Source organism: Streptomyces sp. YJ-C3 (assembly GCF_053891275.1).
Window position 1 is genome coordinate 5,925,606 of record NZ_CM132685.1, and the last position, 20,807, is coordinate 5,946,412.

Here is a 20,807-nt window from a genome sequence, read left to right on the forward strand (position 1 = left end):
CGTCCCCACCACGTCCTAGGTCGTGTCCGCAAAGTCATGGGAGCCAGAGTTGTAGGCAGGCGAGGGTGACCATGGCTTGGTAGTGGCGGGCTCGTTTGTCGTAGCGGGTGGCCAGGGCCTTGTGGTGCTTGAGCTTGTTGAAGCAGCGTTCGACGAGGTTGCGGCGCCGGTAGGCGGCCCGGTTGAGTCTGCATCGGCTCTGGCCTCTGCGGATGCGGCCGTTGATCTGGTCGATTCGTTCCGGGATCGCTGCTTTGATGCCGCGTCCGCGCAGGTAGGCGCGGATCTTGACGGACGAGTAACCCTTGTCTGCGGCCACCCGCTCCGGTCTGGTGCGTGGGCGGCCCGGACCGCATCGGGCGACCCGGATGCGGGCCATCACCGCCTCGAACTGGGTGCAGTCGTTGACGTTCCCAGCGGTCAGGGTGAAGGCCAGGGGCCGGCCGAGTCCGTCGCAGGCAAGGTGGATCTTCGTGGTCAGTCCGCCGCGGGAGCGGCCGATCGCCTCGCCCGGCCAGAGCCCCCTTTTCGTGCCCCGGCCGCATGCTGATGGGCTCGCACCGTCGTGGAGTCGACACACACGATCGACCAGTCGACAGCGCCCACGGCGTCGGAATGCTGCTGGACGTGGGCCAGCAGGCGGTCCCAGGTTCCATCGGCCGACCAGCGGCGGAAGCGTTCGTAGACCGTCTTCCACGGGCCATAGCGTTCCGGCAGGTCCCGCCAGGCCGCCCCGGTCGACAGCTTCCACAGGATTCCGTTGACGACCTGACGTCGGTCCCGCACCGGACGGCCCATCCGGGGCGGAGCCAGTAACGGCTCGATCACCGCCCAGGATTCATCGGTCAGTTCATGACGACGCACCATGAACAGACCAACGAGCCAACGACTTTGCGGACACGACCTAGGAGGGGCATGTCCAGCGCACCCGAACCCACCGCCCTCAAAGTCGTCGTCATCGGCGCCGGCATCGTCGGCTGTTCGCTCGCCGACGAGCTCACCGCCCGGGGCGTGCACGACGTCACCGTCCTCGACCAGGGCCCGCTGCCCGCGCCCGGCGGCTCGACCTCGCACGCGCCCGGGCTCGTCTTCCAGACGGGGCCTTCCAAGACCCTGACCGCGTTCGCCCGCTACACGGTGGAGAAGTTCTCCGCCCTGGAGGTCGACGGCCTGTCGTGCTTCCACCCGGTCGGCGGCCTGGAGCTGGCGACGACCCCCGAACGCTGGGCCGACCTGCACCGCAAGGCGGGCTGGGCGGCCTCCTGGGGCGTGCGCGGGGAACTGGTCTCCCCCGCCCGCTGCAAGGAACTGTGGCCCCTTGTCGACGAGTCGATGATTCTCGGCGGCTTCCACACCCCGGACGACGGTCTGGCCCGCGCCGTGCTCGCCTCCCGCGCCCAGCTGAGCCGGGCGCGGGAACGCGGCGCCCGCTTCCTCGAACGCCACACCGTCACCGGCATCGAGCAGGCCGACGGCCGCGTCACCGGCGTGGTCACGGACCGCGGTACGTTCCCCGCCACCCACGTCGTGTCCGCGGCCGGCTTCTGGGGCCCGGTCATCGGCCGGATGGCGGGCGTCGACGTGCCACTGCTCCCGCTCGCCCACCAGTACGCGCGGACCCGGCCGCTGCCGGAGCTCGCCGGGGCGAACGATTCCCGCACCGAGGCCTCGAAGCCGATCCTCCGGTTCCAGGACCGCGATCTGTACTTCCGTGAGCACACCGACCGGATCGGCATCGGCAGCTACGCCCACCGGCCGCTGCCCGTCGACCCGTTCGCGGTCCTGCCCTACGACGAGGCGCGCGCCCGCGCCCTGGACATGCCGTCGTCGCTGCCCTTCACCGAGGAGGACTGGGCGCCCAGTTGGGAGGACTGCCGGCAGCTGATGCCCGCGCTGCGGCACACGGAGATCGAGGAGGGCTTCAACGGCGTCTTCTCCTTCACCCCCGACGGCATGCCGGTGCTGGGCGAGGCCCGGGCACTGCGCGGCTTCTGGCTCGCGGAGGCGGTGTGGGTGACGCACTCCGCGGGCGTCGCGAAGGCGGTCGCCGAGTGGATGGTCGACGGGCACCCGGCGACGGACCTGCACGAGTGCGACCTGCACCGGTTCGAGGAGGCGCAACGCTCCCCCGCCTATGTGCGCGACCGCGGGGCACAGCAGTTCGTCGAGGTGTACGACGTGATCCACCCGCTGCAGCCGATGGAACGGCCCCGCCCGCTGCGGGTCAGCCCTTTCCACGCCCGGCAGCAGGAGCTCGGCGCGTACTTCCTGGAGGGCGGCGGCTGGGAGCGCCCGCACTGGTACGAGGCGAACGCCCCGCTCGTCGACCGGACGGGCCCGGCCGAGGACCGCGACCCCTGGTCGGCCCGGCACTGGTCGCCCGTCGTCGCCGCCGAGGCCCGGGCCACCCGCGACCGGGTCGCCCTGTACGACATGACCCCGCTGCGCCGCCTGGAGGTCACCGGTCGCGGCGCGCTCGCTTTTCTGCAGCGCATGACGACCAACAACCTCGCGAAGAAGCCGGGCGCGGTGACGTACACCCTGCTCCTCGACGAGAAGGGCGGCGTCCGCTCGGATCTGACGGTGGCCCGGCTCGCCGCCGACCGCTTCCAGATCGGCGCCAACTCCCCCGCCGACCAGGTGTGGTTGGAGCGGCACGCCCCGGACGACGTCCACATCCGCGACATCACGTCCGGCACCTGCTGCGTCGGCGTGTGGGGCCCGCTCGCCCGCGCTCTGGTGCAGCCCCTGACCCGGGACGACTTCTCGCACGAGGGCTTCGGATACTTCCGCGCCAAGGAGACCCACCTCGGGCACGTCCCGGTCACGGCCCTGCGTCTGAGCTACGTCGGCGAGCTCGGCTGGGAGCTGTACACCACCGCCGACCTGGGGCTGCGGCTCTGGGACACCTTGTGGGAGGCGGGGCGGGAGCTCGGGGTGATCGCGGCCGGGCGGTCGGCGTTCAACAGCCTGCGTCTGGAGAAGGGGTACCGCGCCTGGGGCCTGGACATGACCGAGGAGCACAGCCCGTACGAGGCCGGCCTCGGTTTCGCGGTGCGGATGGACCGCGGTGACTTCCTCGGCCGCACCGCCCTCGAACACCTCCCGCCGCCTGAGCGCCGATTGACCGCCCTGCTCCTCGACGACCCGTCCGCCGTGGTCCTCGGCAAGGAGCCGGTGTACGTCGACGGGGCGCCGTCCGGCCATGTCACCAGCGCCGCGTACGGCTACACGCTCGGTCGCTGTGTCGCGTACGCGTGGCTGCCGCCGTTGCCCGCCGGATCCGCCGTGCACATCGAGTACTTCGGCGAGAAGGTCCCGGCGACCGTCGCCGAGGAGCCGCTGTTCGATCCGAAGATGGACCGCATCCGCCGCTGAGCATCTCCTCCGACCACCCCTGGGAGGCCCGGGAAATGTCCCCTACCTACGACGTGATCGTGATCGGACTCGGCGGCATGGGCAGCGCCGCCGCCCACCATCTGTCGGCACGCGGCGCCCGCGTGCTCGGCCTGGAGAAGTTCGGCCCGGTGCACAACCGCGGCTCCAGCCACGGCGGTTCACGCATCACCCGTCAGTCGTACTTCGAGGATCCGGCGTACGTGCCGCTGCTGCTGCGCTCCTACGAGCTGTACGAGGACCTGGAGCGGGCCACCGGCCGCGAGATCGCCACGCTGTGCGGCGGTGTCATGGTCGGCCGCCCGGACTCCCGCACGGTCGAGGGATCGCTGCGTTCGGCCGAGCAGTGGGATCTGCCGCACGAGATGCTCGACGCGCGGGAGATCCGGCGCCGCTTCCCGACCCTCGCGCCGCGCGACGACGAGGTCGCCCTGTTCGAGGCGAAGGCCGGCCTGGTCCGCCCGGAGAACACGGTCGCCGCGCATCTCCAGCTCGCCACGCGGGCGGGCGCCGACCTGCACTTCGACGAGCCGATGACGCGCTGGGAGCCCTGCGCGGACGGCGTGCGCGTCCACACCGCCGAGAACGCGTACACAGCTGGGCAGTTGGTGATCTGCCCGGGCGCCTGGGCGCCGGCGCTGCTCACCGATCTCGGGGTGCCGTTCACCATCGAGCGGCAGGTCATGTACTGGTTCCAGCCGAGCACGGGCGTGGCGCCCTTCCGCCCCGAGAACCATCCGATCTACATCTGGGAGGACGCGGCCGGCGTACAGGTCTACGGTTTCCCCGCCATCGACGGACCCGAGCTGGGCGCCAAGGTCGCCTTCTTCCGCAAGGGCGTCGTGTGCACCCCGCAGACCATCGACCGCACCGTCCACGAGGACGAGGTCCGTGCCATGGCCGCCCATATGTCCGGCTGCATCCCGGCGCTGCCCGGCACCTTCCTCAAGGCTGCGACCTGCATGTACTCCAACACGCCCGACGAGCACTTCGTCATCGCCCGGCATCCCGCGCACCCGGAGTCGGTCACGGTGGCCTGCGGTTTCTCCGGGCACGGCTTCAAGTTCGTACCGGTCGTCGGGGAGATCCTTGCCGATCTGGCGCTGACCGGCACCACCGAGCACCCCATCGAACTGTTCGACCCGCGCCGGCTCGCCGCCGCGCCCGCCGTCTGAGGAGTCCGCCGTGACGACGCTCCCCCTGCCGCCGAGCCTGGTGGCCACCCTGCCGGGCCGCTACTACACCGACCCCGAGCTCTTCCGCAGCGAACAGGAGCGGATCTTCGAGCGCATGTGGTTCTGCGCCGTCCGCTCCGCCGACCTCGACAGGCCGGGCGCGTTCCGCACGGTCCAGGTCGGCCGCGAGAACGTCCTGGTCACCCGCTCCCGCACGGGCGCCCTGAACGCCTTCCTCAATGTGTGCCGGCACCGCGGCGCCCGTCTGTGCACCGAGGAGCAGGGCCAGGTCCGGCGCTCCCTGCAATGTCCGTACCACGCCTGGACGTACGACCTGGACGGCAAACTGATCGCCGCCCCGAACCTGACGCGGATGCCGGACGTCGACCGGTCCGCGTACGGGCTGGTCCCGGTGGCGCTGCGGGAATGGCTCGGGTACGCCTGGGTGTGCCTGGCCGACGAGCCGCCGTCGTTCGAGGAGACCGTGCTCGGCGCGGCCGTCGAGCGGCTGGGCGACGCGGCGGCGATCGACCACTACCACGCCGAGGAACTCGCGCTCGGCAAGCGCATCACGTACGACGTCCGGGCCAACTGGAAGCTGATCGTCGAGAACTTCATGGAGTGCTACCACTGCGCGACGATCCATCCCGAACTCACCGAGGTGCTCCCGGAGTTCGCGGACGGCTACGCGGCGCAGTACTACGTGGGGCACGGTGCCGAGTTCGGCGACGGCGTGAAGGGGTTCACGGTCGACGGCAGCGAGGGCTTCGGCACGCTCCCGGAGGTCACGCCGGAGCAGGACCGCCGCTACTACGCGGTCACCGTGCGGCCGACGGTCTTCGTGAATCTGGTGCCCGACCATGTGATCCTGCACCGGATGTTCCCGCTGGCCGAGGACCGCACGGTCGTCGAGTGCGACTGGCTGTACGCGCCCGATGTCGTGGCGTCCGGAGCCGATGTGTCGAAGTCGGTGGAGCTGTTCCACCGGGTCAACGCGCAGGACTTCGCCGCGTGCGAACGCACCCAGCCGGCCATGGCCTCCCGCGCGTACCGCGAAGGCGGCGTCCTCGTACCGACCGAGCACCACATCGGGATCTTCCACGGGTGGCTCAGGGAGCGACTGGACGCCGCCTAGGCGGATCGGTCAGGCGTCCTGTCCGGCGGGCTCGGAGGTCACCGACACCTGGGCCGGTACGGACGCCTGAGCGTCGTCGGCGGTCTCGGTGGGCCGCTTGAACATCCTGGTCGCCTTGATCTCGCCGTGCACCGTCTCCCCCGCCCCGTCCGCGTACTGCTGCGGCAGGCCCGGACGCAGGTGCTCCTCCACGCTGATGTACTTCAGGCCGGCGCGGAGGTCCGCGTCGTTGCGCAGACGGATCACGAGCGGGAACTCGGCGAGTGCCGTCGTGTCGAACAGGCCGGTGGTGTACAGGAGTTGGACGCCGAGCGCGTCGGACACGGCGCGCTGGAGCTCCAGCAGGTACGTGGCGTTGGCGCGGCCGATGGGGTTGTCGAGGAACAGCGTGCCCGCGTGGCGGTGCTTGTCGCGGCCCCGGTCGTTCGAGCGCAGCGCGGCCATCGTGCAGTACAGGGCGATGGCCGCGGTGAGCAGCTGGCCGCCCGAGAACACGTCGCCCATCTGTCCGACGGGCACCCGCTCGGCGCGCAGCACCGCGTCCGGCTTGAGGATCTCGACGGCGACGCCCTTGGGCTCCAGGGCGGCCGCGACGCCGCGCAGGAGCAGGGACATGCCGTCGCGCCGCAGGTCGGAGTTCTTCTTCACCGCCGCCCGGGTCGCCTCGTCGATGACTTCGCCGAGCCGCTCGGTGAGCGTGGCCTGGTCGGGCTCCTCGAAACGGATTCGCAGGAACTCCTGCCCGGACCACTCGCCGAGCCCTTCGGGGAGCCGGGACAGCCGCTGGGCGGAGCGGAGCGTGGCGAGCGACGACTCGACGAGGCCGCGCAGCCGGTCCACGATCGAGTCGCGGTTCCGCTCCAGCTGGGCGAGCTCGTCGGTCAGGACGCGCAGCCGGGGCGCGAACGCGTCCGCCCAGCGCTGTGCGTGCTCGGGCAGCGCGGATGCGGGCAGCTCCCGGATCTGCTGCCGCGCGGGCGTGCGCACCTGCTCGTACCGGGTGGAGTTCGCGTGCCGGACGAGAATGTCGCTCGCCTCGCGGACGGCGGCCTCGGCGGCGGACAGGTCGGCGGAGCAGCCGCGCAGCGAACGGCGGGTCTCGGCGGCGGCCGTGCGGGCCTCCTCCAGGGTGCCGGGGTAGGGCTCCGGCTCCTCCTGTTCCTCGCCGTCCGCGTGGTCGCGCAGCAGGTCGCGCAGGAGCGCGGCGGTCTCGTCGAAACCGCCGGCCCCGTCCTCGGCGGCCCGGTGGGATTCGAGGAGCTCGCCGTGCGCGGCGCGGGCGGTGCTCAACGCCTCGGTGCGCGCGGCCAGTTCGGTGGTGGCGGTGCGCAGCAGGGTGCCGGCCTGCTCGGTGTCGGCGGGGACGAGGTCCTCGGGCAGCTCGGTGTGGGCGTCGCCGTCCTCGGGCGCGTGCCGCTCGGCCTCGCCGCGCAGCCGGCCGAGCTGCTCGCTGGCCGTGGAGGCGCGGGTCTCCAGGAGCTGGACGAGTTCCTCGGCGCGGGCGGCGGCGGCCTGCCGGGACGGCCCGTCGGAGCCTTCCGGTGATTCGAGGAGGGTGGCGGCCCGGGTGCGCACCTTGTTGCTGAGCCGGTCCAGCTCGGCGAGCGCGGCGGATTCGTCGCTCTCGGCGCGGGCCTGCTCGGCCCTCAGGTCGGCGCCGACGCCGACCTTCTCGTACACCTGGGACGCGGCGCGGTAGGCCTCGCGCAGCGCGGGCAGCGACGCCTGGGGCGCCTCGACCTCGGGGCCGACAGGGACATCGTCGGGGGCGCCCGCGATCTCGGCGCGCTCGGCGCGCAGCGCGCGGGCGGTGCGGCGGGCGTCGTCGGCGGAGCGCTGGGCAGCGCGCCGGTCCTCGTCGGCGGCGCGGGCGTGCTCCAGGCAGGACTGGGCACGGGCCTCCGACTCGACGGCCTCGTCGGCGAGTTCGCGGACCTTGGTCTGCCAGGCGGCGCGCTCGCGCAGCCGGTAGGCGAGTCCGGCGAGCGCGTCGGCGGCGCGGCGTGCCTTCTGTGCCGCTTCCTGGCGCTCGTCACGTACCCGGGTCGCCTCGGTGGCGGCCTCGTCGGCCTCGGCGCGCACGGTGCGGGCCTCGGCCAGCTCGGCCTCGGCCTCCTCGGCGAACGTACGGGCTTCTGCCGCGGCCGCGGCGAGTTCGGCGAGGCGGCCCGCGGGGCAGCCGGAGCGCCAGGAGCTGAGCCGGGCCGTCAGTTCGCGGTCCTTGGCGAGGCGTCCGGCGAGCGTGCGGATGTCCTCGTCACGCCGGGCGGCGCGAGCGCGCAGGGCCTGCCGTTCCTCGTCGGCGGCGTGCTCGTCGTGCATGGCCGGGTTCGGCGGCACGAGGAAGACGCCCTCGTCGGAGGCGTTCTCCGCCGGGGTCGGCGCGAGCAGGGCTGCGGCGGTGCCGACGGCGACGGTGGAGCGGGGCAGCAGCGCCGCGCCCGCGAGGACCTCCCGGGCCCGCACGTGGGAGGCCGGGTCGGTGATGATGACGCCGTCGACCAGCTCGGGGCGGGCGGCGAGCACGCGCGCGTGGTCGGCCGGGTCGACGGACTGGGCGAGGTAGCGCCAGCCGGGCAGGGCGGGGATGCCGTGCTCGCCGAGGAACTCGACGGTGGCGGTCACGTCCGGGCCGGGCGGCAGCAGGCCTCCGTCGCCGAGCGCGCCGAGGATGCGGGAGTCGTCGGCGGCGGCCGTGCGCAGCTCGAACAGCTGGCGCTCGGCGGAGGCGACGGAGTCGTCGAGGAGGGTCTTGAGGTCGTCGGCGGCACGGTCGAGGTCCTCGGGGGTGAGGGAGGCGTCGCCGGCCGGGGACGCGTCGGCCGTGGCGAGCGCGCCCAACGGGCCGTCCACGCCGAGCAGTTCGGCCAGGCGCTCTTCCGCGGCCAGGGCCGCAGCGGTGCGCTCCTCGGCCTGGTGCGCGTGGTCCGCGGCGCTCGCGGCGTCGGCGGAGCGGGCCGCCGTCAGCTCGGCACGAGCCTCCACCGCGGCGGCCTCGCGGGCGTGCTCGGTGGCGCGGCGGGCGGCGTCACGGGCGGTGTCCCAGGCGGCGACGGTGGTCTTCTCGGCGTCGCTGGCGGCGAGCGCGGCGCGGGCCGGGTCGGCGTCGGGCGCGCTGTCGTCGAGCCAGCCGGCGCGGACGGCCTCGGCGGTCTCCTGCTCGACCTCGCTCAGGCGCTGGCGCAGGTGGCCGAGTTCGCTGCGGGCGCGCTGCGCCTCGGTGGCGGCGGCGGTCGCGTCGCGGTGCGCCCTCTCGCCCGCCTCCTGGAGGACGGCGGAGCGCTCCTCCTCCTCGTTCGCGTGGCTCTCGGCCTTCTCGGCGGCGCCGTGCAGGGCGCGGACGAGCTCGGACGCGGCCTTGGCGCGGGCGGCGAGCGCGGGGGCCGCGTCGCGCTCGGCCTCCCGGATGGCGACGGCCACGCGCGCGGAGCGGTCGGCGGCGGCGCGGTGGCGCAGTACGGCCTCGGCGGCCTGCCAGGCGGAGTACAGGGTCCGCGCGTCGGCCAGCTCGCGCTTCTGCGCGGCCGCGGCCTTCTCGGCGCCGGCGAGCGCCAACGAGGCGTGCCGGTAGGCCAGTTCGGCCGCGATGAGGGAGCTGCGCTCACGCGCGGACTCGGCCTCGGTGACGGTGTGCGCGGCGGCCGTGACCTGCTGGGCGAGGTCGCCGGCGCGGCCGCGCTCGACGGCGGCGCGGGCGGACAGCCGCCGGGCGAGGGTACGGGTGCGGCGCTCGGCGCCGGTGTGGATGTCCCGCGCGCGGGCCCGGGTGTCGGCGGCCTCGACGATGCGGGTGAGCAGGTCGACGGAGCCGGCGGTGAAGTCGCGCTCGGCGATCAGCTCGGCGCGCCGCCCCAGCTTGTTCCCGAACCCGCCGACGAGGTCGGCGAGCCCGTCCGTGTCGCGGGTGTCGGTGACGGCGCGCAGCAGCAGGTCGGTGAAGTCGGAGTCCTTCTTGACCGCGAAGAGGCCGGCCGCCTCGCCCTCGTCGGCGTTCATCTCCCTTTGGTAGCGGAAGAGTTCGGGGTCGAGGCCGAGGTCGCCGAGGTGCTCGTTCCAGCGGTCGTGGATCTCTTCCCAGTGCACTTCGAGGTGCGGGTACGCCTTGCCCGCGTCGGTCAGCGCGTCCCGGAAGCCCTTCATGGTGCGGCGGCGCCCCTGCGCGCCGGAGGCACCCTCGGGGGCGGTCCGTACGGCCGTCGACTCGGCGACGGGCAGCGAGTCGAGGCTCATGCCGGGGCCGGGCCGCAACGAGTACCAGGCCTCCGCGAACTTCCGCGGGTCGTTGGATACCTGGCGTCCGCGCCACTCGCTGACCTTGCCGACGACGACGCACTCGCCGGTGAGCGTGTGCTGCCACTCCAGGGCGACGTGTCCGCAGTCGTCGGCGAGCAGGAACTTGCGCAGGACGCCGGAGCTGGCACCGCCCAGTGTGTTCCGGTGGCCGGGCAGCATCACGGAGAAGATCAGCTTGAGCAGGACCGACTTGCCGCCGCCGTTCTCCAGGAAGAGCACACCGGCCGGCGCCGGGCGGCGCGGCGGGCCGACCGGCTCGTCCTCGAAGAACTCCGCCTGGGTGGGCGCGGGGTCGGGCACGGGCGCGCCGACGCCCCGCAGGTCAAGCACGGTGTCGGCGTAGCGTGCACCGGCGGGCCCGATGGAGTAGAGGCGAACCCGGGACAGCTCGTACATGGCGGACTCTCGTGGTAGGTACGGAAGTTCGAAAAGTCGGTCAGGAGTGGAACGGCAGGCCCGCGTCGGCGGCGAGCTCGACCGCGTCCTCGTCCATCGGCGGCAGCAGGCTCGCCGATCCGTCGGTCACGGGCACCACGCCCAGCTCCAGCAGTTCGGCCATGGCGGCGGTGCCGGCCATGTCGCGGACCTGCAGCTGGTAGCGGGCGGTGGTGCGGTACGTGCCGCCGCCGTCGTCGCCGGTTCTCTGCAGGAACCCCGAGTCGGTCAGGAACGCGACGGCCTTGCCGACGATGCCGGTCGTCGAACCGGCGAGGCGGCGCGCGTCCTTGGTGGCGCCGGTCGAGCTGCGCCGCGCCCAGATCCGCCAGGCCGCCTCGAGGCCCGGGGCGTCGGTGGCCGGGTCGGTGTTCTCACCCTGCTCCTCGGCGCGCTCCTCGAGCTTGCGGCAGGCCTGCCGGACGAAGCCGTCCACGCCGTTGACGCTGACGCGGCCGATGTAGCCGTCGTCGGCGAGGTCCTCGGGGCGGGGGAAGGCGAGCGCGGCGACCGCGAGATGGGCGAGGCCGTGCAGGAACCGGTCGGTGGAGTCGGCGGCGGTGCGGCGTGCGTAGTCGCCCATGCGGACGGCGAAGACGGAGTCCTCGGCGGCGGTCACGGCCATGCCCGCGCGCGGGGACACCTCCAGGACGACGAGGCCGAGCCCGGTGGCGACGGCGTCGGCGAGCCGGGCGAAGGCCGGGTCCTCGCGGTAGCGGCGCAGCAGCTCGCCGTACTCCTGGTCGCGGGAGGGCTGCAGCTTGGGCTGCAGTCCGAAGGAGACGAGCCGGGCCGCGTCGGCGGCGTCGGCGGGGGTGACCGGCGCGGCGGCCTTGAGCGCGCCCGAGCCGACGGCCTCGGGCTCGCCCCATTCGGCGTGCTCTTCGGGGTGCTCGGTCACGGGCGGTGCTCCTTGATCATGTCTTGGTACGTCATGCGGCCTCCGTCCGGTCCGCCGCCATCCCGGCGGCGTCGAGCAGGGCCGTGCCCACGACGAGGTCGGCGCCGCCGAACTCGGGGTCGTCGAGCTGTGTGCCGTCGTCCACGGCGAAGAGCAGCTTCTCCTCGCCCTGACGGTAGGCCGTGCCGACGGGCGGGCTCGCCGCGTGGACCGCCAACAGGGCGACCAGGTACGGCAGTTCGGTGTCGCGCCGACGCGCTTCGGCGAGCAGTCCGGACAGGCGGCGCGGCGCGTCCGGCGGCAGGTCGAGCAGCTCCTTGGCCTGGGCGAGCTGCTCCTCGCTGAACCGACTGTCGTCCGGAGTGGCGATGAGGTCGGGCTCGGGCATCTCGGCGCCGAGGTGCTCCCGCTCCATCGGCGGGGTCAGCAGTATGTCGACGAGGTCGCCCACCCGTACGGAGACGGGGGTGCGCAGTCCGGTGCCGCGCGCGAAGAACGCGTCGGTCACCTTGAGCGCGCTCTCCACCGGCAGCGGGAGGAGGGGCGCGACGAGCTGTCCGTACAGGTCGAGGCCCGCGCGCGCGGAGGGCGTCGCGAAGGCCTGCCGGTCCTGCTCGGCCCGGAACAGCGGGCCGGCTTCGAGGAGGCGCGACTGCAGCTGCGTATGGCGCCGGATGCAGTCCTTGACGATGTCGACGAGCTCGGCCGCGCGGCGCTTCTGCTCCGGGTCCTCGGACTCGTCGCGGGCCTTGCGGATGTTCGTCAGGATCGCGTTCTCGTGGCGGTAGCGGTCGGCGACGTGGTCGAGCGCCTCGGCGATCATGTCGGGCACGGCCTGCAGCCAGTCGACGGCGCGCACATTGCGCCGCGTCGCGTCCAGCGCCTTGCGCAGCGTCTCCGAGTACTGCACGGTCCGGTACCGGGCCTGCTCGGCGGCGAGCTGGGCGTCCGCGAGGCGGCCGCGGCTGATCAGCACCTCGAGCTTCACCTCGGCGGCGATCTGCGCGCTGGTGACGTCGGTGTCGAGGGCGCCGACGAGCACGTTGACGGCTTCGTCGGTCGTCCGGAGGTAGACGCTGCCGCCGTATCCGGGCACTTCCTCGATCAGCTTGAAGTCGTAGTCGCGCCGCACATAGGAGCCGTCCGTCGCGAACGTGCCGTACACGGCACGGAACCCGCGGTCCACGCTGCCGACGTTGATCAGGTTCTCCAGGACCCAGCGGGCGACGCGCTCGTGCTCGGCGACGGGGCGGTGCGGGGCCTGCGCGGCGATGCGCGGCACCAGACGAGCCACTATCTGCTCGTGGTCGGCGCCCGTGTCGAAGTCCATGTTCAGCGTGACGAGGTCGATCGCGGAGAGCGCCACCTCGGCCATCCCGTACGTCGAGTACTCGCCCGCGAGGTTGGCCTTGCGCACGTCGAGATCGTGCAGCGGCGCGGTGCAGGCGAGCGCGCGGAGCCGCCGCGCGAGCCCCTCGTCGGCGGCCGGCCCCGGCGCGGGGCGCGGCCCCGCGCTGAGCTGGGGCGGAACGGATTCCGTGGTGGCAGGCGAAGTCACGGAGCACAGAGTAGGCGCTGGGTCCGACAACGGTCGAAACGACGCAGATACGACGGTGGCCGTGGGCGTCTACAGGTCCGCGGGGACCCGCTGCCCGTACACCTCGACGAGCCCGTCGCGGGAGTCGTCGAGGTAGTCGGCGAGCAGCGCCTCGGCGTCGTCACGGCGCCCTTCCCGCAGCGTCTCGACGATCTGGTGATTGCGGGCCAGGTAGGGCTCGTGGAGGCCGCGCGGGTCGTCCACGACGTGGAAGGCGAGCCGGAGTTCGGCCAGGACGCTGCGCATCAGTTCGTCGGTGCGCTCGCTGCGGGCGAGGGCGACGAGTTCGCGGTGGAAGTGGATGTTGGCGGTCGAGACGCCCTTCCACTCGCGGGCCTTGGCGGCGCGCTGTCCGTCGGCGACGGCGGCGGCGACCCGGTCGAGGGTGTACGGGGGTTCACCGAGGGAGCGGACGACGGCGCACTCGATCATGCGGCGGATCCGGTAGATGTCCTCGACGTCGTCGACGCTCAGCACGCGCACGAAGACCCCGCGGTTGAGCCGGTGCTCCAGCAGCCGCTCGTGGGTGAGCAGCCGGAACGCCTCGCGCAGGGTGTTGCGCGAGACACCGAGGGCGCCCCCGATGCTGTCCTCCGACAGACGCGTGCCGGGCGGGAAGAAGCCTTCCGCGATCCGGCTCCTGAGGATGTCCGCGACGCGCTCGGCGGTGCTGGTGCGCCCCAGCAGCGCGCGGTCGTCCGCGAGTGCGTTCAGTTCTTCCGTGGCCACGGCCGAATTCAAGCGCAGATACAAGAACGAAACAACATGGGTATTGAGGGATCGTTCAACGATCCTCTACCTTGGCGATCGGGCGAGGTCCCGGACCGGGTTCCGTCCAGCGCCCCCTGCTCATCCCACACGCACCGCCACGCACTCCCATCCCTTGCGAGGTGCCCATGAGCACGACTCCACCGACGTCCGGCGCGACTCTCCCCGGCGGACCGACCGAGCCGCCGACCGCGTCCCGAAATCCCGTGTCCGAAGGCGCGTCGGGCTGGCTGCGCGATCTCGGCCCGCGTGGCCGGCGGGCCTTCGCGGGCGCCTTCGGCGGCTACGCCCTCGACTCCTACGACTACTTCACGCTGCCGCTGAGCATGGTGGCGCTGGCCGCCTACTTCGGCCTGGACAGCGGCCAGACCGGGCTGTTCACCACGGTCACGCTGGTCGTCTCGGCGGTCGGCGGCGCGATCGCGGGGGTGATCGCCGACCGGATCGGCCGCGTCAGGGCCCTGATGATCACGGTCATCACGTACGCGGTCTTCACCGTGGCCTGCGGCTTCGCGCCCACCTACGAGACGCTCCTGGTCTTCCGCGCCCTGCAGGGCCTCGGCTTCGGCGGCGAGTGGGCGGTCGGCGCGATCCTGGTCGCCGAGTACGCCTCCGCGAAGCACCGGGGCCGCACGCTCGGCGCCGTACAGAGTTCCTGGGCGGTCGGCTGGGCGCTGGCCGCGATCGTCTACACCCTGGTGTTCCAGTTCCTCGACGCCGATCTGGCCTGGCGCGTCATGTTCTGGACCGGCGCGCTGCCCGCCCTTCTGGTCGTGTGGCTCCGTCGCCGCGTGCAGGACGCCCCGAAGGCGTCGCGGGAGCTCGAAGCGAGCGCCCGTAAGGGCTCGTTCACGGAGATCTTCAAGCCGGGCCTGCTGCGCACCACGCTCTTCGCAGTGCTCCTGTCGACCGGTGTCCAGGGCGGCTACTACACGCTCGCCACCTGGGTGCCCACCTACTTGAAGTCGGACCGCGGCCTCACGGTGGTCGGCACCGGCGGCTATCTGACCTTTCTCATCTCAGGAGCGTTCCTCGGCTACCTGACGGGCGGCTATCTCACCGACCGGCTCGGCCGGAAGCGCAACATCGTCCTGTTCGCGGTGCTCTCCGCGGCGAGCATCCTCGCGTACACGAACATCCCGGACGGCGCGAACGGCCTCCTTCTGGTGCTCGGTTTCCCGCTCGGCTTCTGTATGTCGGCGATCTTCAGCGGCTTCGGCTCCTTTCTGAGCGAGCTGTATCCGACCGCCGTGCGCGGCACCGGGCAGGGCTTCACGTACAACACGGGCCGCGCGATCGGCGCGGTCTTCCCCACCCTCGTCGGGTTCCTCGCCGACAGCTGGGGGGTGGGCGGCGCCCTGGTGTTCGGGGCGATCGGCTACGGCCTGGCCGTCGTGGCCCTGCTCGGCCTGCCGGAGACCCGCGGGAAGGAACTGCTGTGAACCGTACGGAGGAACGCACCGCCACCTGGTCCCCCCGGCGGGCCCGCGCCCACTTCCGCACGGGCGCGAGCGCGCCCACCGCGGGCTGGTCGCGCGGCCACACCCAGGCCAACCTGATCGCGGTGCCCGCCGACTGGGCCTACGACATGCTGCTGTTCTGCCAGCGCAACCCGAAGCCGTGCCCCGTTCTGGACGTCACGGACGCCGGTTCCTGGACGAGCGTCCTCGCCCCGGACGCCGATCTGCGCACGGATCTGCCGCGCTACCGGGTCTGGCGGAACGGCGAGTTGGCGGCCGAGCCGACGGACGTCCTCGACCACTGGCGCGGCGACCTGGTCTCGTTCCTGATCGGCTGCAGCTTCACCTTCGAGTGGTCGCTCGCCGAGGCCGGGGTGCCGCTGCGCCACATCGAGCAGGACAGGAACGTGCCGATGTACGTCACCACGCGCGCGTGCCGCGGCGCGGGCCGGCTGCACGGCCCGATGGTCGTGTCGATGCGCCCGGTGCCGCCGCAGGCGGTCGGGGCGGCGATCCGGGAGAGCTCCCTGATGCCGGCGGTCCATGGCAGCCCGGTGCACCTGGGCGATCCGGGGGTGCTCGGCATCGAGGACCTCGGCTCGCCCGACTTCGGCGACGCGGTGGACTGCGCGCCGGGCGACACCCCGGTGTTCTGGGCCTGCGGCGTGACACCGCAGGTGGCCGTGATGGCCTCACGGCCGCCGTTCGCGATCACGCACGCGCCGGGCCACATGTTCATCACGGACACCCGCGACGAACAGCACCGGGTCGGTTAGGGCCTAGGAGGCGGCCCGGGGCACCACCTCTGCCGTGCCGGGGGACGACAGCGCCGACAGGGCGGCGGTCACCCCGGCCGAAGCCCGCAGGTCGAGCCGGGCGCCGGTGCCGCGCAGGCCGTGCCGTACCTCGTCGGCGGCGAGCGCCACGAGCTGGGGCAGCAGGTCGGTGCAGCGCCGGGCCACCCAGCCGGTGCCCGCGGTGGCCAGCCACCAGAAGCCGGCCGAGCGGGTCGGCGCGGGCCGCTGCGGCTCGGTGTCCGGCGCCGGGCCGCGGGCCGTTCCGGACGCGGCCAGGACCGCGTGGAAGCGGGCGGCGAACAGCCGGTGGCCCCGCTCCCCCGGATGCAGCCGGTCCGCGCTCCACATGGCGCGGTCGGCCACCCAGTCGTCCTCGGCGGCGTGCAGGTGGACGGCTCCGTGCCGTGCGGACAGGGCGTGGACCACGTCGTTGACCGCGCGCTGGCGCCGCGCCAGGGGGCGCGCCAGCGCTCCGGGCAGGCCCAGCATCGCGCCGGGGTCCGGCAGGCATGCCGTGAGCACGATCGTGCCCCGCTCGGCGAACGCGCCGTACACGGCGTCGAGGTGGGCGGCCACGGCATGGATGTCGAAGGTGCGGCGCAGGGTGTCGTTGACGCCGACGACGACGGACACGACGTCGGGCGAGAACCCGAGCGCCCGCGGCATCTGCCGCCCGCGCACGTCGGCCGTCTGGGCGCCGCTCACCGCGAAGTTGCGGAATTCCACCGGGGCTCCGGTGGGTGCGAGCCCGTCGGCGAGCAGCGCGGCCCAGCCCCGCCACCCGCCGTCGACCGGATCGCCGATCCCCTCGGTGAGGGAGTCGCCGAGCGCGGCGAACCTGAGCGCCTTCATGCCGCACCCCGCTCCGGGACCGGCTCCTGCACCCGTACCGGCGCGTCATGTGCCGCGAGAAAGGCCGCCACCGCGGTGCCCCACCGGAAGCACTCCGCACGCGCGCGTGCGGCTTCCCTGCGTTGCGGCGCGGGCCGGCCCAGCACTTCCAGCACGGCGGCCGCGAAGGCCGCACCGCTGTCACCGGCCACGGCACCCGCCGCCCCCACGACCTCGGGCAGCGCCGAGGAGGCGCTGACGACGACAGGGGTGCCGCAGGCCAGCGCCTCCAGCGCGGCGAGCCCGAACGTCTCGGCGGGCCCGGGCGCCAGGCACACGTCGGCCGTGGCCTGGAGCGCGGCGAGCGCGTCCCGGTCGGCGACGTGTCCGAGGAAGTCGACCGGCAACCGGCGTGCTCGCGCCCGCTGTTCGAGGCGGGTGCGCAGCGGCCCGTCCCCCGCGACGACGAGCCGTACGGGCACGCCGCGCCGGCGCAGCTCCGCCACGGCGTCGAGGCCCGTGCCGGGCCGCTTCTCCACGGACAGCCGCGTGCACATGACGAGCAGTACCTCGCCCACGCGCGCGTGCCGCTCCCGTGTGCCGCTGTTCGCGGCTTCGGGACGGCAGCGCGCCACGTCGACACCGAGCGGTGCCCGGACGACGTTGCGCGCGCCGATGCGCACGAACTCGCGCTCGGCCCACTCCGTGGTGCACACCACGCGCGCGTAGGCGTGCGCGGTACGGGAGTTGAGCACATCGGCGGCGCGGCGGGCGGCGCGCTCGGGCATGCCCCAGGTGCGCAGGACACCGTGCGCGGTCTCGTGCGACACCATCACGGCGGGCACCCTGGCGCGCCGCGCCCACTCGCCGGTCCAGCGCAGGGTCGTCCGGTCGGAGACCTCCAGGCGGTCGGGCCGCAGTTGCTCCAACAGCCGCTCCACGCGCTTGCGTTCGGCCAGCACGCGGTATCCGCCGGTGCCGGGCAGCGGCGCCCCCGGCAGGGTGAGGACCCGCCCTTGTGCGCTGTGCACGTCCGAGAAGCGCCGTCCCGGCACGATCAGCACCGGCTCGTGCCCGGCGGCGCGGTAGCCGGCCCCCAGCTCCCGCAGAGCGGTGCGCAGACCGCCGGAGGAGGGCGCGACGAAGTTCGCGAGCCGCACGATGCGCAGCGCCCCGGTCATGCCGCCACCGCCGTCCGCGCGCGCAGCACATCGGCGTAGTGCTCGACGAGCCGGTCCCCGACGGCTTCCCAGGTGCGCCCCGCGACGGCCGCGCGGCCCGCGGCCCCGTAGGCGGCGCGCAGCCCCGGGTCGGCGGCCAGCGACCACACGGCGTCGCGCACGGCGTCCGCGTCGCCGGGCGGCACGAGCAGCCCGGTCCTGCCGTGCGCCACGAGGTCCAGCGGCCCGCCGGCCGCCGGAGCGATCACCGGCACCCCGCTCGCCATGGCCTCCTGCACCGTCTGGCAGAACGTCTCGAAGGGGCCGGTGTGCACGAAGACGTCCAACGAGGCGAAGATCCGGGCGAGTTCGTCGCCGGTACGACGTCCGAGGAACACGGCGCCGGGCAGCGCGCCCCGCAGCGAGGTCTCGCTCGGCCCGTCCCCGACCACCACGATCCGCACCCCGCGCAGCCCGCGGACCCGCGCCAGCAGCTCCACCTGCTTCTCGGGCGCGAGCCGCCCCACGTATCCGACGAGGAGTTCCCCGCCGGGCGCGAGCTGTGCGCGCAGCAGGTCGTCGCGCCGTTCGGGCCGGAAGCGCACGGTGTCCACGCCGCGCGGCCACAGCCGCACCCGGGGCACCCCGTGCGCCTCCAGGTCGAGCCGGGCGGCGCTGGACGGGGCGAGGGTCAGGTCGGCGGCGGCGTGCACGCCGCGGATCCGCCGCCAGGCCGCGGCCTCGCCCGTCCCCATGTACGTACGGGCGTAGCCGGCCAGGTCGGTCTGGTAGACGGCGACGGCGGGCACGCCGAGCCGCGCGGCGGCGGTCATGCCGCGCACGCCGAGCACGAACGGGCTGGCCAGATGGACGATGTGGGCCCGGTGGGCGGCCACGGTCCGGGTGACGCGGCGGCTGGGCAGCGCGACCCGCACCTGCGGGTAGCCGGGCAGGGGGACGGAGGGCACGCGGACCACCGGGCAGGGCGCGTCCGCGTCGGCTTCGGGCCCGGCGGCGGTGGCCGGGGCGACGACGAGGGGCTCGTGACCGCGGGCGGCGAGGTGCCGCGCGGTCTGCAGGGCGCAGTGCGCCACACCGTTGATGTCGGGCGGGAAGGACTCGGTCACGATGACGACACGCATACGGGCTTTGTCACCGCGCCGGACGTGCCCACGTCAAAGTGGATCTTTCCTGGCGAGGAACGTCCCGTGAGCGTTGCACCGCTCCGGGAAACGGCGGGCGACCCGGGGAAACGGCGGGAGGCGGCCGCTCGCCGGCGGACCGCCTCCCGTACATCAGCCCGTCATGAGGCGGTCGCGTCGGGTCCGATCCTGGCGCGGACGGCGGTCTGCACCTCGTCCTCCTCGGCCGGGTCCGCGGCGAGCCGGCGCAGCTGGTCGACGACGCGGGCGTCGCCGGTCTCGGCGTGGCGCGCGGCGATCTCGCGGGTGGACTCCTCGCAGTCCCACAGGCATTCGACGGCGAATCCGGCGGCGAAGGAGGGGTCGGTGGCGGCGAGGGCGCGGGCGGCGTGCCCGCGCAGATGGGAGGAGGCGGTCTCGCGGTAGATGTGGCGCAGTACGGGGGCGGCGCAGGCGATGCCGAGCCGTCCGGCCCCGTCGACGAGGGGCCACAGGGTGGGTGCGTCGGGACCGTCACCGCGCACCGCTTCGCGCAGGGCCCAGAGCACGAGTTCGCTGTCCTGGGCGCCGCCCCGGCAGGCGAGCGTGCGTCCCGCGGCGGCACCGAGGGCGTCGGGCCGGCGCGCCCAGCGCCGGGCGCGCTCCACGGCGGCGACGCTGCGCATCCGCTCGAAGGAGTCGAGAGCGGCGTCCACGACCAGGTGTGAAGGTGACTCCACGGCGGCCTCGACGAGATCGAGCACCTCGGGATCGTGGGCGTCGGCCAGATAGCGCAGCGCCGTGCAGCGCGCCCCGTCGGTGCCGTCCTGGGCGGCGCGCACGATCTGCGCGCGGTCCTCGGGCCCGGCGACCGCGCTCAGGCAGCGGGCGGCGGGCACGTACAGGACGGCGCCGCGCTCGAAGCCTTCCTGCGCCCAGTCGAAGACGGCCTGCACGCTCCACTCGGGACGGGGCCCCGAGGGGTTCATCTGCCGCTGCCAGCGGTCGAACGACCCGGCTTCCTTGGCGGCACGCACGCGTGCCCCCACGTGCGGACGCGGATCTTCGGCCCACAGCCGCCAGGGCCGCGGCTCGAAGGCGTCACGGACGGCGGCGACGAGGTCGGCCTCGTCGTGCGCCGGGAACCTGGCGAGGATCGGCTCGGCGAGGGCGCGCAGCCCCGCGTCGTCGTCGCGCAGGGCCAGCTCGTCCAGGGCCCACGCCCAGTTCCCGCCGAAGGCCGCGTACCTGCGCAGCAGTTCGAGGGCGTCCCGCCTGCCGTACGAGGCTAGGTGGCCGAGGACGGCGAGCGCGAGCCCGGTACGGGACTCCTCGGTGTCGAGGAGATCCTCGGGGTCGAAGAGGTGCCGCTCGATCTCCCCGAGCCCGCCGTGCAGGTCGAGGTAGAGCCGGGCGTAGTAGAGCGAGCGGTTCTCCACCTGCCAGTCGTGGCGGGGGTCGCTCAGCACACAGTGATCGAGGGCCGCGAGAGCCTCGTCCCGCGGCGCTGTCAGCGCGTGCAGCGTGCCGTCGCCGCGACCCCGCTGCAGCAGGCCGAGCAGCGTACCGCTGGGCGCTATGACCGGTTCGAACATGGGAAACAGCCTCACATCAAGCGTCGACGCAACCGGGAACCTGCAACTACCTGGCCACGCGACAACACGTCGGAGCGCCCGCCGTCTCTTGCTTGCTGTAGACCATCTCTCTGCCTCTCGTCCAAGGCCCTGAACGGGCCGTT

General features: G+C 73.6%; 13 protein-coding genes and 1 pseudogene. 5 read left to right on the forward strand and 9 right to left on the reverse strand.

From position 1 onward, the window contains the following. Positions 1-34 precede the first annotated feature (34 nt). Positions 35-867: pseudogene (locus tag ACVHNB_RS26485) on the reverse strand (IS5 family transposase). A 48-nt stretch (positions 868-915) separates the two neighbouring features. Here ACVHNB_RS26485 and ACVHNB_RS26490 point away from each other — a divergent pair. Genes ACVHNB_RS26490 through ACVHNB_RS26500 form a run of 3 tightly spaced genes read left to right on the forward strand, consistent with a single transcriptional unit; the run spans position 916 to position 5,706 of the window. Continuing rightward, complete coding sequence (locus ACVHNB_RS26490; protein ID WP_456226068.1) at positions 916-3,378, forward strand: GcvT family protein; 2,463 nt, start codon at positions 916-918, stop codon at positions 3,376-3,378. Between the two features lie 35 nt (positions 3,379-3,413). After that, the gene (gene solA, locus ACVHNB_RS26495; protein WP_428956047.1) at positions 3,414-4,571 is read left to right on the forward strand and encodes an N-methyl-L-tryptophan oxidase; all 1,158 of its coding nucleotides are present in this window, start codon (positions 3,414-3,416) and stop codon (positions 4,569-4,571) included. Positions 4,572-4,581: 10 nt separating this feature from the next. Further along, positions 4,582-5,706, forward strand: coding sequence for an aromatic ring-hydroxylating oxygenase subunit alpha (locus ACVHNB_RS26500; RefSeq protein WP_456226069.1), 1,125 nt, complete (start codon positions 4,582-4,584; stop codon positions 5,704-5,706). 9 nt (positions 5,707-5,715) lie between these two features. On the opposite strand, the gene ACVHNB_RS26505 is transcribed toward ACVHNB_RS26500, so the two are convergent. The 4 genes from ACVHNB_RS26505 to ACVHNB_RS26520 all read right to left on the reverse strand — a co-directional run bounded on the left by ACVHNB_RS26505 (position 5,716) and on the right by ACVHNB_RS26520 (position 13,661). Next, entirely contained in the window at positions 5,716-10,395 is a 4,680-nt protein-coding gene (locus tag ACVHNB_RS26505; RefSeq protein WP_456226070.1) for a hypothetical protein, read from the reverse strand. Between the two features lie 40 nt (positions 10,396-10,435). Beyond that, positions 10,436-11,335 (reverse strand): hypothetical protein, encoded by a 900-nt coding sequence (locus tag ACVHNB_RS26510; RefSeq protein ID WP_428956044.1) that lies wholly within the window; start codon positions 11,333-11,335, stop codon positions 10,436-10,438. 31 nt (positions 11,336-11,366) lie between these two features. After that, entirely contained in the window at positions 11,367-12,893 is a 1,527-nt protein-coding gene (locus ACVHNB_RS26515; RefSeq protein ID WP_428956043.1) for a hypothetical protein, read from the reverse strand. A 69-nt stretch (positions 12,894-12,962) separates the two neighbouring features. Beyond that, positions 12,963-13,661, reverse strand: a complete 699-nt coding sequence (locus tag ACVHNB_RS26520; RefSeq protein ID WP_456226071.1) for a GntR family transcriptional regulator — start codon at positions 13,659-13,661, stop codon at positions 12,963-12,965. A 167-nt stretch (positions 13,662-13,828) separates the two neighbouring features. On the opposite strand from ACVHNB_RS26520, the gene ACVHNB_RS26525 reads away from it, so the two are divergent. Further along, positions 13,829-15,142, forward strand: a complete 1,314-nt coding sequence (locus ACVHNB_RS26525; protein ID WP_456226072.1) for an MFS transporter — start codon at positions 13,829-13,831, stop codon at positions 15,140-15,142. Further along, positions 15,139-15,936 carry a putative hydro-lyase gene (locus ACVHNB_RS26530; protein ID WP_456226073.1) on the forward strand — a complete coding sequence of 266 codons (798 nt, stop codon included), beginning with the start codon at positions 15,139-15,141 and terminating at the stop codon, positions 15,934-15,936. Before ACVHNB_RS26525 ends, ACVHNB_RS26530 begins: the two co-directional genes overlap by 4 nt. A 3-nt stretch (positions 15,937-15,939) precedes the next feature. Here the strand turns inward: ACVHNB_RS26530 and ACVHNB_RS26535 are convergent, their stop codons facing one another. The 4 genes from ACVHNB_RS26535 to ACVHNB_RS26550 form a co-directional block, all read right to left on the reverse strand. Beyond that, positions 15,940-16,809, reverse strand: coding sequence for an SGNH/GDSL hydrolase family protein (locus tag ACVHNB_RS26535; protein ID WP_456226074.1), 870 nt, complete (start codon positions 16,807-16,809; stop codon positions 15,940-15,942). Continuing rightward, positions 16,806-17,969, reverse strand: coding sequence for a glycosyltransferase (locus ACVHNB_RS26540; RefSeq protein WP_456226075.1), 1,164 nt, complete (start codon positions 17,967-17,969; stop codon positions 16,806-16,808). The genes ACVHNB_RS26535 and ACVHNB_RS26540 overlap by 4 nt, the downstream gene beginning before the upstream one ends. Further along, on the reverse strand, positions 17,966-19,090 hold the full coding sequence (locus ACVHNB_RS26545) for a glycosyltransferase family 4 protein (RefSeq protein WP_428956037.1): 1,125 nt from the start codon (positions 19,088-19,090) through the stop codon (positions 17,966-17,968). Before ACVHNB_RS26545 ends, ACVHNB_RS26540 begins: the two co-directional genes overlap by 4 nt. A gap of 161 nt (positions 19,091-19,251) precedes the next feature. Next, positions 19,252-20,664, reverse strand: a complete 1,413-nt coding sequence (locus tag ACVHNB_RS26550; protein WP_456226076.1) for a HEAT repeat domain-containing protein — start codon at positions 20,662-20,664, stop codon at positions 19,252-19,254. Positions 20,665-20,807: the final 143 nt, after the last annotated feature.